13 protein-coding genes and 2 tRNA genes are annotated in these 13523 nt (G+C 73.2%); 10 read left to right on the top strand and 5 right to left on the bottom strand.

Going from position 1 to position 13523, the window contains the following annotated elements:
- Nucleotides 1-76 precede the first annotated feature (76 nt).
- From ACF9IK_RS18080 to pyrE, 3 genes are all read left to right on the top strand, one after another.
- Nucleotides 77-1744, top strand: coding sequence for a polyamine aminopropyltransferase (locus tag ACF9IK_RS18080; RefSeq protein ID WP_395295222.1), 1668 nt, complete (start codon nucleotides 77-79; stop codon nucleotides 1742-1744).
- 94 nt (nucleotides 1745-1838) lie between these two features.
- Nucleotides 1839-3047, top strand: a complete 1209-nt coding sequence (locus ACF9IK_RS18075; RefSeq protein WP_395295221.1) for an SRPBCC family protein — start codon at nucleotides 1839-1841, stop codon at nucleotides 3045-3047.
- Between the two features lie 33 nt (nucleotides 3048-3080).
- The gene (gene pyrE / locus ACF9IK_RS18070) at nucleotides 3081-3617 is read left to right on the top strand and encodes an orotate phosphoribosyltransferase (protein WP_395295220.1); all 537 of its coding nucleotides are present in this window, start codon (nucleotides 3081-3083) and stop codon (nucleotides 3615-3617) included.
- Between the two features lie 65 nt (nucleotides 3618-3682).
- Here pyrE and ACF9IK_RS18065 read toward each other — a convergent pair whose 3' ends face one another.
- On the bottom strand, nucleotides 3683-4402 hold the full coding sequence (locus ACF9IK_RS18065; protein WP_395295219.1) for a DedA family protein: 720 nt from the start codon (nucleotides 4400-4402) through the stop codon (nucleotides 3683-3685).
- A gap of 372 nt (nucleotides 4403-4774) precedes the next feature.
- On the opposite strand from ACF9IK_RS18065, the gene fbaA reads away from it, so the two are divergent.
- From fbaA to ACF9IK_RS18045, 4 genes are all read left to right on the top strand, one after another.
- Nucleotides 4775-5797: a class II fructose-bisphosphate aldolase gene (gene fbaA, locus ACF9IK_RS18060; protein WP_395295218.1), complete on the top strand. Its 1023-nt coding sequence runs from the start codon at nucleotides 4775-4777 to the stop codon at nucleotides 5795-5797.
- A 57-nt stretch (nucleotides 5798-5854) separates the two neighbouring features.
- Nucleotides 5855-6286: a DUF3151 domain-containing protein gene (locus tag ACF9IK_RS18055; RefSeq protein ID WP_395295217.1), complete on the top strand. Its 432-nt coding sequence runs from the start codon at nucleotides 5855-5857 to the stop codon at nucleotides 6284-6286.
- 207 nt (nucleotides 6287-6493) lie between these two features.
- The gene (locus tag ACF9IK_RS18050) at nucleotides 6494-7450 is read left to right on the top strand and encodes a DUF3152 domain-containing protein (protein WP_395295216.1); all 957 of its coding nucleotides are present in this window, start codon (nucleotides 6494-6496) and stop codon (nucleotides 7448-7450) included.
- Between the two features lie 104 nt (nucleotides 7451-7554).
- On the top strand, nucleotides 7555-8265 hold the full coding sequence (locus tag ACF9IK_RS18045; protein ID WP_395295215.1) for a hypothetical protein: 711 nt from the start codon (nucleotides 7555-7557) through the stop codon (nucleotides 8263-8265).
- Here ACF9IK_RS18045 and ACF9IK_RS18040 read toward each other — a convergent pair.
- The 4 genes from ACF9IK_RS18040 to purS all read right to left on the bottom strand — a co-directional run bounded on the left by ACF9IK_RS18040 (nucleotide 8262) and on the right by purS (nucleotide 12397).
- Nucleotides 8262-9104: a sterol carrier family protein gene (locus ACF9IK_RS18040; protein ID WP_395295214.1), complete on the bottom strand. Its 843-nt coding sequence runs from the start codon at nucleotides 9102-9104 to the stop codon at nucleotides 8262-8264. The two genes, ACF9IK_RS18045 and ACF9IK_RS18040, sit on opposite strands and share 4 nt — an antisense overlap.
- A gap of 109 nt (nucleotides 9105-9213) precedes the next feature.
- Complete coding sequence (purL, locus tag ACF9IK_RS18035; RefSeq protein ID WP_395295213.1) at nucleotides 9214-11469, bottom strand: phosphoribosylformylglycinamidine synthase subunit PurL; 2256 nt, start codon at nucleotides 11467-11469, stop codon at nucleotides 9214-9216.
- Nucleotides 11469-12146, bottom strand: a complete 678-nt coding sequence (gene purQ, locus ACF9IK_RS18030) for a phosphoribosylformylglycinamidine synthase subunit PurQ (protein ID WP_395295212.1) — start codon at nucleotides 12144-12146, stop codon at nucleotides 11469-11471. The genes purL and purQ overlap by 1 nt, the downstream gene beginning before the upstream one ends.
- Nucleotides 12143-12397, bottom strand: a complete 255-nt coding sequence (purS, locus tag ACF9IK_RS18025) for a phosphoribosylformylglycinamidine synthase subunit PurS (RefSeq protein ID WP_238860359.1) — start codon at nucleotides 12395-12397, stop codon at nucleotides 12143-12145. The genes purQ and purS overlap by 4 nt, the downstream gene beginning before the upstream one ends.
- Nucleotides 12398-12864: 467 nt before the next feature.
- Between purS and ACF9IK_RS18020 the strand changes: the two genes are divergently transcribed.
- The 3 genes from ACF9IK_RS18020 to ACF9IK_RS18010 all read left to right on the top strand — a co-directional run bounded on the left by ACF9IK_RS18020 (nucleotide 12865) and on the right by ACF9IK_RS18010 (nucleotide 13502).
- Entirely contained in the window at nucleotides 12865-13182 is a 318-nt protein-coding gene (locus ACF9IK_RS18020; protein ID WP_238860361.1) for a histone-like nucleoid-structuring protein Lsr2, read from the top strand.
- Between the two features lie 131 nt (nucleotides 13183-13313).
- Nucleotides 13314-13386, top strand: a tRNA-Gly gene (locus ACF9IK_RS18015).
- Nucleotides 13387-13426: 40 nt separating this feature from the next.
- Nucleotides 13427-13502 (top strand) — tRNA-Gly (locus ACF9IK_RS18010).
- Nucleotides 13503-13523: the final 21 nt, after the last annotated feature.

Below are 13523 nucleotides of genomic sequence, written 5' to 3'. Positions count from 1 at the left end.
TTCGTCAACCAGGCGCATCGCACTGTCCGTCGAATGGATGCAGCCATCCGTGCCGAACGTCCCCTAGCGTTTGTTCGTGATCAACCATCCGGCCGGTCCACCCGCACAGGGGCTCGATCTCGACGGCGGCAGCCCACCCCGGTCCGAGCGGAGCCTGACGCCCCAGCCCGCCCGCCGTCCGTCCCGGCTGCGCGCGCACCCGAGGCGCGCCCGCCTCGCCGTCCTGCTGGCCGCCTTCGTCTGCGCGGCCTGCGGACTCGTCTACGAGCTCGAACTCGTGGCGCTCGGGAGCTATCTGCTCGGGGACTCGGTCACCCAAACCTCGGTCGTGCTCTCCGTGATGGTGTTCGCGATGGGGCTGGGCTCGCTGCTCGCCAAGCGCTTCACCTGCCGCCCGGCCACCTTCTTCGCCCTGGTCGAGTGCACGCTCGCGCTCACCGGCGGGCTCTCCGTCCTCGCGCTGTACTCGTGCTGGGCCTGGACCGGCCGCTACCAGGCCGCGATGGTCGGCCTGACCTGCCTGATCGGCATCCTGATCGGCGCCGAGATCCCCCTGCTGATGACACTCATCCAGCGGATCCGGCGCGAGGACGCCGGGCGGGCCGCCGCCGACCTGTTCGCCGCGGACTACGTGGGCGCGCTGATCGGCGGGCTCGCCTTCCCGTTCCTGATCCTGCCCGCCTTCGGCCCGGGCACCGGCGCCCTGGTCACCGGGGCGGTCAACGCCGTCGCCGGGGCCGCCGTGGTGCTCTGGCTCTTCCGCGAGGAACCGGGGCCCCGGGTCCGGCTGCTGCTCTGGGGCTGTTGCGCGCTCGTCCTCGCCCTGCTGGCCGCGGCCGCCGCGGGGTCCGGCGCGATCGAACGCGCCGCACGCAGCGCCCTGTACGGCACCCAGGTCCGCTTCGCGGCCCACACCCGGTACCAGGAGATCGTGCTCACCGGCCCCGCCGAGGGGCCGCTGCGGCTCTACCGGGACGGTCGGCTCGCGGTCTGCGGACCGGACGAGTACCGGGGCAGCGAGGCGCTGGTCCACCCCGCGATGGCGGCCGGTCCGGACGCCCGGGTCCTGCTGCTCGGGGGCGGCGACGGGCTCGCCCTGCGCGAGGTGCTGCGGCACGGCGGCGTCCGCTCGGTGCTGGTCGTCGACGCCGACCCTGCGCTCCCCAGGCTGGCCCGCACCGACCCCGGCCTGGCCGCGCTCTCCGGCCGCTCGCTGGACGACCCGCGGGTCCGCGTCGCCGAGGCCGACCCGCTGGAGTGGCTGCGCGGCGTCCGGCCCTCCGGCCGGACCTTCGACGTGGTGCTCGCCGACCTGCCGGTGCCGGCCGACAGCGGGACGGTGAAGTTCCATTCGCAGGAGTTCTACGGACTCGCCACCCGGCTGCTCTCCCCCGGCGGGCGGTTCGCCGTCCGGGCCGGCGGCGAGCGGGAGGAGCTCTGGCAGGTGGAGTCCGGCCTGCGCGCCGCCGGGCTGCGGACCATCCCCTACGCCGTGGCGGGCGGCGCCACCGCGAGCTGCCCGCCCGGTCCGGCGGAGAAGGCGGCGGAGCGCGCGGCGGCGGATGCGGAGCCCGGACAGGCCTTCCTGCTCGCGTCGGCGGCCCAGCCCCCGCTCGGGCTCGCTCCGGACGCCCCGCCGCCGCGCGCGCTGACCGCGGACGGCCTGCGGGCCTCCGCCGCCCGTCTCACCGCCCTGCGCCCGGCCCGACCGCCGGCCGCACTCACCCTGCTGGGGCCGCGGTGACGGCGGACCGGCCGCGGGGCCGGCCGGGGAGGACCGCACAAAAGGTGGGGCCGCATCGGGGACCGGCGGGGGTTCGGTCGGTAGGCTCCGTGCCATGGAGCATGAGGTTGTCGTCCCGATGCCGGCCGAGCAGGTCCGGCAGGCCCTGCAGGATCCGGCTCTGCTGGCCCGTTGCGTGCCGGGGCTGAGCACCGAACCCGCCGCGGCCGGCAGCGGACCGGCCGAGGAGATCGGCGGACGGCTGAAGCTGCGGATCGGCGCCTCCACCATCACCTACCGCGGGGTGCTGTCGCTGATCGAGGGCCGCGAGGGCGTGCTCACCGTCTTCGCCGAGGGCCAGGAGGCCCGCGGCAGCGGCGAGGCGACCGCCACCGTCCGGGTCAGCGTCGCCGGGGGCGCCGAGGACGGCAGTACGGTGGTCCGCTTCACCGGCGAGCTGGACGCGACCGGCCGGCTGACCGAGTTCGACGAGGAGACCCTCGCCGCGACCGGCCGCCGCCTGCTGGACCGTTTCGCCGCCGCACTCGCCGCACCGGACGGCGCGGCGGAGTCGGACGGCGAGGCCGAGGCCGAGGCCGACGTGGACGCCGGCGCCGGGGATGCCTCCGGTGCGGGGACCGCTCCGGAGGCCGCCGAGGCCGGTGCCGCCGGCACCGAAAGGGCCGGGACCGCGGAGGAGACCGACGAGACCGTGGACGGTGCCGCCTCGGACGACGGCACCGAGGACGACGGTGCCGCCTCGGACGACGGCACCGAGGAGGCCGAGGAGGCCGAGGAGGCCGAGGAGGCCACCGCCACCGTGCTGTTCCTGGAGGACCACCAGGATGCCCCCGGCGAGGACGTGGACGACGACCTCTCCGACCTCATCGCCTTCTCGGACGCCGACGCCGAGCGCTTCGGCCTCCCCACCGGAGGCCCCGACGAGGACGACGACCGCGCCGAGCCCGCCGAGGACGACCGCCCGGCCGCCGGGGCGGAGCCGGAGCCGGAGCCGGCCACCGGGCTCCCCGCCGGGCTGCCCTTCGAGCACGAGGAGGAGCCGGTGCTCGGCGGTCCGGTCCGCCGCAGCATCGTCGGCCGCTCCGCCGAGGAGGTCGACCACGCCCCGCCGCGCGGCCGCTACGCCCCCGCCCTGCCCGCCCGCAGCGCCCGTGCCCGTGCTGCCTCCCGCTGGGGCGGCGAGGCCGGCGGCATCGTGGTGCCGGGCCCGGGCGGCCGCAGCGCCGTGCCCTGGGTGATCGGCGGCGGGGTCGCCCTGCTCGGCGGCGCCGTCGTGCTGGCCCGGGCGCTGCGCCGCCGCTAGCCCGGCAGGTCGCAGGCCCTAGACTGGACGCTCATGAGCAACGACCGCGACGCCCTGCTGGCACAGATCAAGGACAAGGCCGTCGTCCACGGCAAGGTCACCCTTTCCTCCGGCAAGGAGGCCGACTACTACGTCGACCTGCGCCGGATCACGCTGGACGGCCAGGCCGCCCCGCTGGTCGGCCGGGTGATGCTGGACGCGACCGCCCACCTGGAGTACGACGCCGTCGGCGGTCTGACCCTGGGCGCCGACCCGGTCGCCGCCGCGATGCTGCACGCCGCCGCCGCGCGCGGGCGCGAGCTGGACGCCTTCGTGGTCCGCAAGGCGGGCAAGGCGCACGGCCTGCAGCGCCGGATCGAGGGCCCGGAGGTCAAGGGCCGCCGGGTGCTGGCCGTCGAGGACACCTCCACCACCGGTGGCTCGGTGCTCACCGCCGTCGAGGCGCTCCGCGAGGCAGGTGCCGAGGTGGTCGGCGTCGCGGTGATCGTGGAGCGCGGCGGCGCCGGCGCGGTCGAGGCGGAGGGCCTGCCCTACGTCACCGCCTACACCCTCGACGACCTGGGTCTCTGATCGTCCGGTCGCCCCGGGCCGTGTCCGACGCGCCCCGGGGCAACCGATGCGAACGGCCGGGGCACTCAGGCCCGGCGGTGGCGCCCGCCGGCCTGGACGGCGTCGCCGGCAGCGGGATCCTCGGCACCCCCGGCCTTCTTCTTCCGACGCTCGCGGACGATCTCCACCAGGATCGGCGAGATCGAGAGCAGCACGATCAGCAGCACGGCCGGGATCAGGTACTTGTCGATCACCGGGGCCAGCGCGTCACCGAAGAAGTAGCCGATGAGCAGCATCGACTCGGTCCACAGCACACCGCCGACCACGTTCCACAGGAAGAACGTCCGGGCCGGCATCTCCAGCGTGCCCGCGACCGGGTTGAGGAAGGTGCGCACGATCGGCATGAAGCGGGCCAGCACCACGGCCTTGCCGGGCCCGAACTTGTTGAAGTACTCCTCCGCCTTCACCACGTACTCGCGGCGGAAGATCTTCGACTCGGGCTTGTCGAACATCTTCGGTCCGACCCTCACCCCGATCAGGTGCCCGAGCTGTGCGCCCGCGATGGCCGCCAGCGGTGCCCCGATCAACAGGGCGGCGATGGGCAGCTTGGTGCCGTCACCGAGTACCGACGAGGCGGCGTTCGAGGCGGCGACGCCCGCGATGATCAGCAGCGAGTCACCCGGGAAGAAGAACCCGACCAGGAGGCCGGTCTCCGCGAAGATGATCGCGATCAGCCCGATGGCACCGAGGGACGAGATCAGTGATTTGGCGTCGAGCAGGTTGACGGCCAGCTGGTTGTAGTCCACTCGCGCAGAATAGCGGGCGTTCCTTCACGGCGGCTTGGCCCCGGGGGTCGAGGTGGGCTTCGTCCCTTCGTCGCACGTGGGGGCGGCCGGGGAAGACCGCGTCGAGGGGCCGCAGCACGGCCCCGGGCCCGCCGTCCCGACTGGCGGGCCACATGCTGACCTGGAAGCACGAGTCTGGGAGGATGGCCCCGGCGTCCGGACCGCGGTCGCAACCACCCTCATGTCGTACCGCGGTGGCCGCCGCGAACCTTGGTACCGGGAGCCGCACCGCAGTGCCGCGCATCGGCGACCGGTACCCCGGAGTCGTAACGAAGGCGTACACAGCGTCGGACAGCACCGTCCGTACGCCGCAACCCGACAGGAGCGGATCTCATGCCCATCGCAACCCCCGAGGTCTACAACGAGATGCTGGACCGGGCCAAGGCGGGCAAGTTCGCCTACCCGGCCATCAACGTCACCTCGTCGCAGACGCTGCACGCCGCCCTGCGCGGCTTCGCCGAGGCCGAGAGCGACGGCATCATCCAGATCTCGACCGGCGGTGCGGAGTTCCTGGGCGGCCAGCACAACAAGGACATGGTGACCGGCGCCGTCGCCCTCGCCGAGTTCGCGCACGTCGTCGCCGCCAAGTACGACATCACCGTCGCGCTGCACACCGACCACTGCCCGAAGGACAAGCTGGACGGCTACGTCCGCCCGCTGCTGGCGATCTCGGCCGAGCGCGTGGCCAACGGCCGCAACCCGCTCTTCCAGTCGCACATGTGGGACGGTTCCGCCGAGACCCTGAGCGACAACCTGGGGATCGCCCAGGAGCTGCTGGCCCAGGCCGCCGCCGCCAAGATCATCCTTGAGGTCGAGATCACCCCGACCGGCGGCGAGGAGGACGGCGTCAGCCACGAGATCAACGACGAGCTGTACACCACCGTCAACGACGCCGTCCGCACCGCCGAGGCCCTGGGCCTGGGCGAGAAGGGCCGCTACCTGCTGGCCGCCTCCTTCGGCAACGTGCACGGCGTGTACAAGCCCGGCAACGTCGTGCTGAAGCCGGAGCTGCTGCGCGAGCTGCAGGACGCGATCGGCAAGCAGTACGGCAAGACCGACCCGTTCGACTTCGTCTTCCACGGCGGCTCGGGCTCGACCGCCGAGGAGATCGCCACCGCCCTGGAGAACGGCGTCGTGAAGATGAACCTCGACACCGACACCCAGTACGCCTTCACCCGCCCGGTCGCGGACCACATGTTCCGCAACTACGACGGTGTGCTGAAGGTCGACGGCGAGGTCGGCAAGAAGAACACCTACGACCCGCGGACCTGGGGCAAGCTCGCCGAGGCGAGCATGGCCGCCCGCGTGCTGGAGGCCGCCCAGCAGCTGCGCTCGGCCGGCAACCGCCTGAAGTAGCAACCCGGTCCCCGGACCGGTCCTGCCGTCATGCCCCTCAGTGGTTCACTGGGGGGCATGACCACAGACCCCACTCCTTTCCAGGGACAGAACCTCCTCGGCGGCCCCGCCCCGACGCAGCTGCCCGCGGAGCCCGGTCCGCTGCAGCTGCTGGCCGGCGGCGCGTCCCCGGCCGAGGTCGCGGCGGAGTACCCGACCTCCTCGCTGGCCTGGGCGCAGCTGGCCGACGACGCCTTCGCGGCCGGCCGCACCGTCGAGTCCTACGCGTACGCCCGCACCGGCTACCACCGCGGCCTCGACGCGCTGCGCCGGGCCGGTTGGAAGGGCCACGGCCCGGTGCCGTGGGAGCACGAGCCGAACCGCGGCTTCCTGCGGGCGCTGCACGCGCTCGGCCGGGCCGCCGCCGCGATCGGGGAGAAGGACGAGGCGGAGCGCTGCACCCAGTTCCTCCGGGACAGCTCGCCGACCGCCGCCGCCACCCTCGGCTGACCGGCCCCACCCGCCTCCGGGCCGACCGGCCCTTCCCGGCCGCCCCCGTCGCCCCTCCGGGCAGCGGGGGCGGCTTCGCGCGCTCTGCATACCCGGTATGTGGACAGTCACCCGTCCGCCGTGCCAGGGTGTGCGGGCGAGGGGGACGCACCACACGGCATTTCGACGGCTCCGCGGCCCCAACCGGTCCCGACAGGAAGCCCCAGCGTGCCCGCAGCCCGATCCGACCAGCGCGGCTCCCGCGCGCGCAGCGCCGGCCGGTCCGGCACCGGCCGGGCGCGGGGCACGGCGCCCCACGGCACCGGCCGGCGGTCGGGCGCCGGCCGCCGGCGGCGCAGGCAGCGCCGCAGACCGGGGCCCGGGGCGGTCGCGGCGCTGGTCGCCGCCCTGGTGATACTCGGCGGCACGCTCTTCGTGCTGAGCCGCCCCGACGTCCTGCCGGACGGCGGACGGACCGCCCAGGGCCGGGTCGCGCCGTCCGGCGTCGACGCCACCACCGGGGCGCCCCCGGCCGCCGCACCGACGCCGACGCCCACCACTGCGTCGGCCCGACCCGACCCGCAGCCGAGCAGCCCCACGCCGACCGCGCCCGACCCCGGCCCGAGCAAGGGCGCGGGCACCTTCACCGTCGCCCCCGGCGCGGCGGCCCCGGTCGGCAGGGGCCCCGTCCGCCGGTACCGGGTCGAGGTCGAGGACGGCATCGGGATCGACCCGGCGGCGGCCGCGACGCAGGTACAGGGCATCCTCGCCGACCGCCGCGGCTGGACCAACGACCGCAGGAACGGCTTCCAGCTGGTCGCGAGCGGCGCCTACGACTTCACGGTGAAGATCGCCTCACCGGCCACCGTGGACCGGATCTGCAGGGCGTCCGGGCTGGACACCCACGGCGAGGTGAACTGCAACGTCGGCAGCCAGGTACTGGTCAACGTCAAGCGCTGGAACACCGGTTCACCCCAGTTCAGCGGCCCGATCGACGAGTACCGGGCGCTGATCGTCAACCACGAGGTCGGCCACCGGATCGGGCACGGGCACGAGACCTGTCCGGGCAAGGGCAAGCCCGCACCGGCGATGATGCAGCAGATCTACGGCCTCAAGGGCTGCGAGCCCAACGCCTGGCCCTACACCGCGGAGGGCACCTACCTCGGCGGCCCCTCGGTGCCCTGAGCCACGGGGACCGCCCGTGGGCGCACGACGCCGGCCCGGCACCGGGACCGATCCGATACACCGTCACCGACCGGACGGTACGGGACCCGTTCTACCCTGACGGCATGACAGCAGACCGCACCCCGGCACAGCGCCGCCGGCACCTCGCCGCGGCGGGCGCCGCCGGCATCCTCCTCGGAACGGCCGCCTGCTCCTCCTCCGGCGAACCGGCCGGCGGCGGTACGCTCTCCTACGCCCACGTCCGGTCGACCGCCGAGGGGCTGGCGAAGTCCGGGTCCTGCCCGTTCGGCCTGGATCTCGCGGCCGCCCTCCGGGACGCCGGGATCGACCGGCCGGCCACCCCCGGCGCCGCGGACCGGCCCGCGGTCGACACCGACCTGGGCAACGGCGTCGCCGCCCAGCCCTGGCCCTCGGGCGTCACTGCGCCGCCGTCGATGGCCTCGATGCCGGCCACGCCCCCGACGGCCTGGGTGACCTGTACCTACACCGTCGGTTCGACCCCGGTCCGGGTCGACCTGCTGGCCGTTCCCGAGAACGGGGTGGCGGTCTCCCTGATGCTGCCGCACATCCAGCGGTTCGGGAACGTCGGCGTCGACCAGCTCCGCCAGTTCTCGATCGACCAGCCCAAGCCCGGCGAGACCAGGCTCACCCCGGGCGCGGGCCTCGCCGGGGTCGCCCGGGTCGCCGCCAAGGGCAACGGCGACATCACGCTGACGCTCTCCCAGGACACCGATGACGCCCAGCGGCTGTCCGACCTCACCGGCGAACCGCTCCGCAGGGCCACCGAGCGCCTCGCCGCCCAGCTGCACCCCTAGGCCTGCGGCGCCCGGCCCAGGAGCGGCAGGTACGGCCGCAGGTCGCTCCGCTCACCGCTGGCCGAGACGGCGGCGGCCTCCACCTCCGCGGCCCAGTCGGTGCGGCCGGTGGCGAGCCGGATCCAGGTCATCGGGTCCGTCTCGACGACGTTCGGCGGGGTGCCGCGGGTGTGCCGCGGGCCTTCCACCGCCTGCACCACCGCGTACGGCGGCACCCTCAGCTCGACCGCGCCGCCCGGGGCCCGGTCGGCCAGCGCGTCGGCGAGCAGCCGGGCCACGGCGGCGAGCGCCTGCCGGTCGTGCGGGAAGGCCGCACCGCCGACCGCCCGGGCCAGGTCGTCGGCGTGCACGACCGTCTCGACCAGCCGGGTCACCAGCACGTCGGAGAGCAGCATCGAGCCGAGCCGGATCTCGAACCTGCGCTCCGGGTCCGCGACTTCGGGACCGGCCAGGACGGCGAGCAGCGCGTCCGCGGCCCGGTCGAAGGCGGCCGCCACCGCGGCCGGGGCACCGCCGAACCCGCCCGCCGCTTGTTCGTGCACCCCCTCGTCCAGGAGCGGAGCGGACTCGGTGACCCGGGCCACCCAGCGGAGCAGGTCCAGCGGGGGGCGACCCTCCAGCGGGTCGTCCAGGTGGGCGGGCACCCGGTCGAGCCGGACGGCCAGGTGCGCCACCAGCTCGCGCACCCGCCACTCCCCCGGACCGGCCGGCCGCTCCAACAGGTCGGCGGCGTCCGGCCGGGCGCAGAGCTGCCGGACGGCGGCGCGCAGCGCCTCGGTCTGCGCGGCGAGCGCGGCGCGGACCTTCGCAGGCCGGTACGTACGGGGCTTGGCAGGCATGGCCCCAACATACGCCGAGGGGCGGACGGTTCCGCTGAACCGTCCGCCCCTCGGCGTCACTCGGCCACGTGACAGCTCGCCCCGGGCGCGGCCCGGGGCGAAGCACGCATCAGGCCAGCAGAGCCTCGATGACGCCGGTGTGGGCGTCCTTCAGCTCGGCCAGCGAGACGGTGAACTGGCCCTGGACGTCCAGGGCATCGCCGTCGACCACACCGATCCGGGTGGCCGGCAGGCCGCGAGCGGTGCACATGTCGTTGAACCGGAGCTCCTCGCTGCGCGGCACCGCGACGACCGCGCGGCCGGCCGACTCGGAGAACAGGAAGACGAACGGGTCCATGCCCTCGGGCACGATGATCCGGGCACCGTGGCCGCCCTTGAGGCAGCTCTCCACCAGGGCCTGGCCGAGACCGCCGTCGGAGAGGTCGTGCGCGGCGTCGATCATGCCGTCGCGCGAGGCGGCGATCAGGATCTCACCGAGCAGCCGCTCGCGCTGCAGGTCGACCTTGGGCGGCAGACCGCCGAGGTGCTCGTGGACCACCTGCGACCAGGCCGAGCCGCCGAGCTCGTCCTCCGTGTCGCCGAGCAGGTAGAGCAGCTGCCCCTCCTCGGCGAAGGCGACCGGGGTACGCCGGGTGACGTCGTCGATGACGCCGAGCACCGCGACCACGGGGGTCGGGTGGATGGCGACGTCGCCGGTCTGGTTGTACAGCGAGACGTTGCCGCCGGTGACCGGGGTGCCGAGCACCTGGCAGGCGTCGGCCAGACCGCGGGTCGCCTCGGCGAACTGCCACATCACGTCGGAGTCCTCGGGGGAGCCGAAGTTGAGGCAGTCGGAGACGGCGAGCGGCTTGGCACCGCCGGCCGCGACGTTGCGGTACGCCTCGGCCAGAGCCAGCTGGGCACCGGTGTACGGGTCCAGCTTGGTGTAGCGGCCGTTGCCGTCGGTGGCGACCGAGACGCCGAGGTTGGTCTCCTCGTCGATCCGGATCATGCCCGAGTCCTCGCCGACCGAGAGCACGGTGTTGCCGAGCACGTAGCGGTCGTACTGGTCGGTGATCCAGGACTTGGAGGCCTGGTTCGGGTGGGCGGCGACCTTGAGCAGGTCGGCCTTCAGGCCCTCGCCGGTGGCCGGGCGGGCCAGCCGCTCGCCGGTGGGGGCGTCGGCCTGCAGCGCGTCCTGCCAGCTCGGGCGGGCGAACGGGCGCTGGTAGGTCGGGCCCTCGTGGGCGACGGTGCGCGGCGGCACGTCCACGACCTGCTCGCCGTGCCAGAAGATCTCCAAGCGCTCGCCGTCGGTCACCTCACCGATGACGGTGGCGATGACGTCCCACTTCTCGCAGATCTCCAGGAAGCGCGCGACCTTGGCCGGCTCGACGATGGCGCACATGCGCTCCTGCGACTCGCTCATGAGGATCTCCTCCGGCGAGAGCGTGTTGTCGCGCAGCGGGACGGTGTCGAGCTCGATCCGCATGCCGCCGGTGCCGGCCGAGGCCAGCTCGGAGGTGGCGCAGGAGAGGCCGGCGCCGCCGAGGTCCTGGATGCCGGCGACCAGGTCCTCCTTGAAGATCTCCAGGGTGCACTCGATCAGGAGCTTCTCCTGGAACGGGTCGCCGACCTGGACGGCGGGGCGCTTGGCCGGGCCGGTGGCGTCGAAGGTCTCCGAGGCGAGCACGGAGACGCCGCCGATGCCGTCTCCGCCGGTGCGGGCACCGTACAGGATGACCTTGTTGCCGGGGCCGGAGGCCTTGGCCAGGTGGATGTCCTCGTGCTTCATGACACCCACGCAGAGCGCGTTGACCAGCGGGTTGCCCTGGTAGCAGGAGTCGAAGACGACCTCGCCGCCGATGTTCGGCAGGCCCAGGCAGTTGCCGTAGCCGCCGATGCCCGCGACGATGCCGGGCAGCACGCGCCGGGTGTCCGGGTGGTCCGCCGCACCGAAGCGCAGCGGGTCCATCACGGCGACCGGGCGGGCGCCCATCGCGAGGATGTCGCGCACGATGCCGCCGATGCCGGTGGCCGCGCCCTGGTAGGGCTCGATGTACGACGGGTGGTTGTGCGACTCGACCTTGAAGGTGACCGCGTAGCCCTGGCCCACGTCGACGACGCCGGCGTTCTCGCCGATGCCGACGAGCATGGCGTCGTTCTCGGGGGCCTTCTCACCGAACTGCTTCAGGTGGACCTTGGAGCTCTTGTAGGAGCAGTGCTCCGACCACATGACGGAGTACATCGCGAGCTCGGCGCCGGTGGGACGGCGGCCGAGGATCTCGCGGATGCGCGCGTACTCGTCCTCCTTGAGGCCGAGCTCGGCCCAGGGCTGGGCGGCGTCCGGCGTCTGCTCGGCGTTCTTGACGGTGTCGAGGCTCATCAGGCGTTCACCAGCTGCTTCAGGACGGAAGTGAAGAAGCCCAGGCCCTCGGTGGTCGGACCGGTGAGCGGCTCCACGGCGTGCTCCGGGTGCGGCATCAGGCCTACGACATTGCCGGCGGCGTTGGTGATGCCGGCGATGTCGCGGTACGAACCGTTCGGGTTGCCGTCCAGGTAGCGGGCGACGACCCGGCCCTCGGCCTCCAGTTCGTCCAGGACGTGCTGGTCGGCGACGAAGCGGCCCTCGCCGTTCTTCAGCGGCACGACGATTTCCTGGCCGGCCGAGTAATCCCGGGTCCACGCGGTGCCGGCGTTCTCGATCCGCAGCTTCTGGTCGCGGCAGATGAAGTGCAGCGAGTCGTTGCGGGTGAGCGCACCGGGCAGCAGGTGCGATTCGCAGAGCACCTGGAAGCCGTTGCAGATACCGAGGACCGGCATTCCCTGCTTCGCCTGCTCGATGACGGTCTCCATCACCGGCGAGAAGCGGGAGATGGCGCCGCAGCGCAGATAGTCGCCGTAACTGAATCCGCCGGGCAGGACGACCGCGTCGACCTGGTGGAGATCCTTGTCACGGTGCCAGAGGGCGACCGGCTCGGCGCCGGCCAGGCGGACCGCGCGCTGGGCGTCGCGGTCGTCGAGGGAACCGGGGAAAGTGACGACGCCGACTCGGGTGGTCACTTGCCCTCCTCCTCGATGCGGACGGTGAAGTCCTCGATCACGGTGTTGGCGAGGAAGGTCTCGGCGGCTTCGCGGATACGGGCGAGCGCGGCGTCGTCGACCGGGCCCTCCAGCTCCAGCTCGAAACGCTTGCCCTGGCGGACGTCGGCGATCCCGGCGAATCCGAGACGGGGCAGTGCACGCTGCACCGCCTGTCCCTGGGGGTCGAGGATCTCCGGCTTGAGCATGACGTCGACTACGACGCGTGCCACTGGCACTCCCGGTGGTGTCTTCGTGAGGCGGGGGAACTCCAGACTACCGGTGGTTTCGGGCGGGATTGCTGGCCGGGGAGGGCGACGCGCGTAGACCCGGGACCCTTACGCCGCAAGGGTTCCGGCCCCTCGGGGCACTCCCCCCGGCATCCGATTTCAGTGGATTCGGCGCCCCGAAGGAGAACGCCCGAAGAGCACCCGAATACCGGCACTCCGGGACAGATCGACCGGCCGAGTGCGCGGGTATCCGGCACTCCGGCGAAGACACGTGAATATCCGGAAAAGAAAGCCGGACTCTTCGATTTCGACCCCCTTCGGGTGCAGAATAGGGCCACCTGCCGCGGCAAGCGCCGCGTATCCGGCACGCCGTCAGGCCTGCCCGCGTGCGCTTGCGCGAGTGGTGCACATCAGGCCTGGGGAACGCACCCCGCGCCCTTCGGCCGAATTGCCCGAGAGGATTGACACCCATGGCTCAGCGTGTAGTCGTCACGCTCTCCGACGACCTGGACGGCGGCGCCGCCGCGGAAACCGTCCACTTCGGCGTCGACGGGAAGTCGTACGAGATCGACCTGTCTCTGGACAACGCGGAAAAGCTGCGGGAGGCCCTCGCTCCGTTCGTCGCGGCCGGCCGCCGCCAGAGCCGCACCGGAAAGTCCTTCCGCCGTACCGCACTCACCCCGGACCCGGCCGCCGTGCGCGCCTGGGCCCAGTCCCGCGGCATGGAGCTGCCGGCCCGTGGCCGCATCCCCAAGCACGTCTACGAGGCGTTCGCCGAGGCGAACTGACCGCTCCGCGGCCCGGTCGTCCCATCCACCTCAGGAGGGTGGGACGACCACCCCGATGGATGCTGTAGAGTATTCCTCGTCGCCGCAACGGAGAGATCCGAAGAAGCGGCCGGTGCCCAACCAGGCACCGTGCGGACGTGGCTCAGTTGGTAGAGCATCACCTTGCCAAGGTGAGGGTCGCGAGTTCGAATCTCGTCGTCCGCTCGCAGTGCGCGAGCACAGCACAACTCAATAGTTTGACCATGCGGACGTGGCTCAGTTGGTAGAGCATCACCTTGCCAAGGTGAGGGTCGCGAGTTCGAATCTCGTCGTCCGCTCCAGTACGAAGGGCCCCCTCGATC

This window comes from Kitasatospora hibisci (assembly GCF_043950205.1).
Classification (GTDB): Bacteria; Actinomycetota; Actinomycetes; order Streptomycetales; family Streptomycetaceae; genus Kitasatospora; species Kitasatospora hibisci.
Note: the sequence above shows the minus strand (reverse complement) of the source record. Positions and strands in the feature narration are given on the sequence as shown.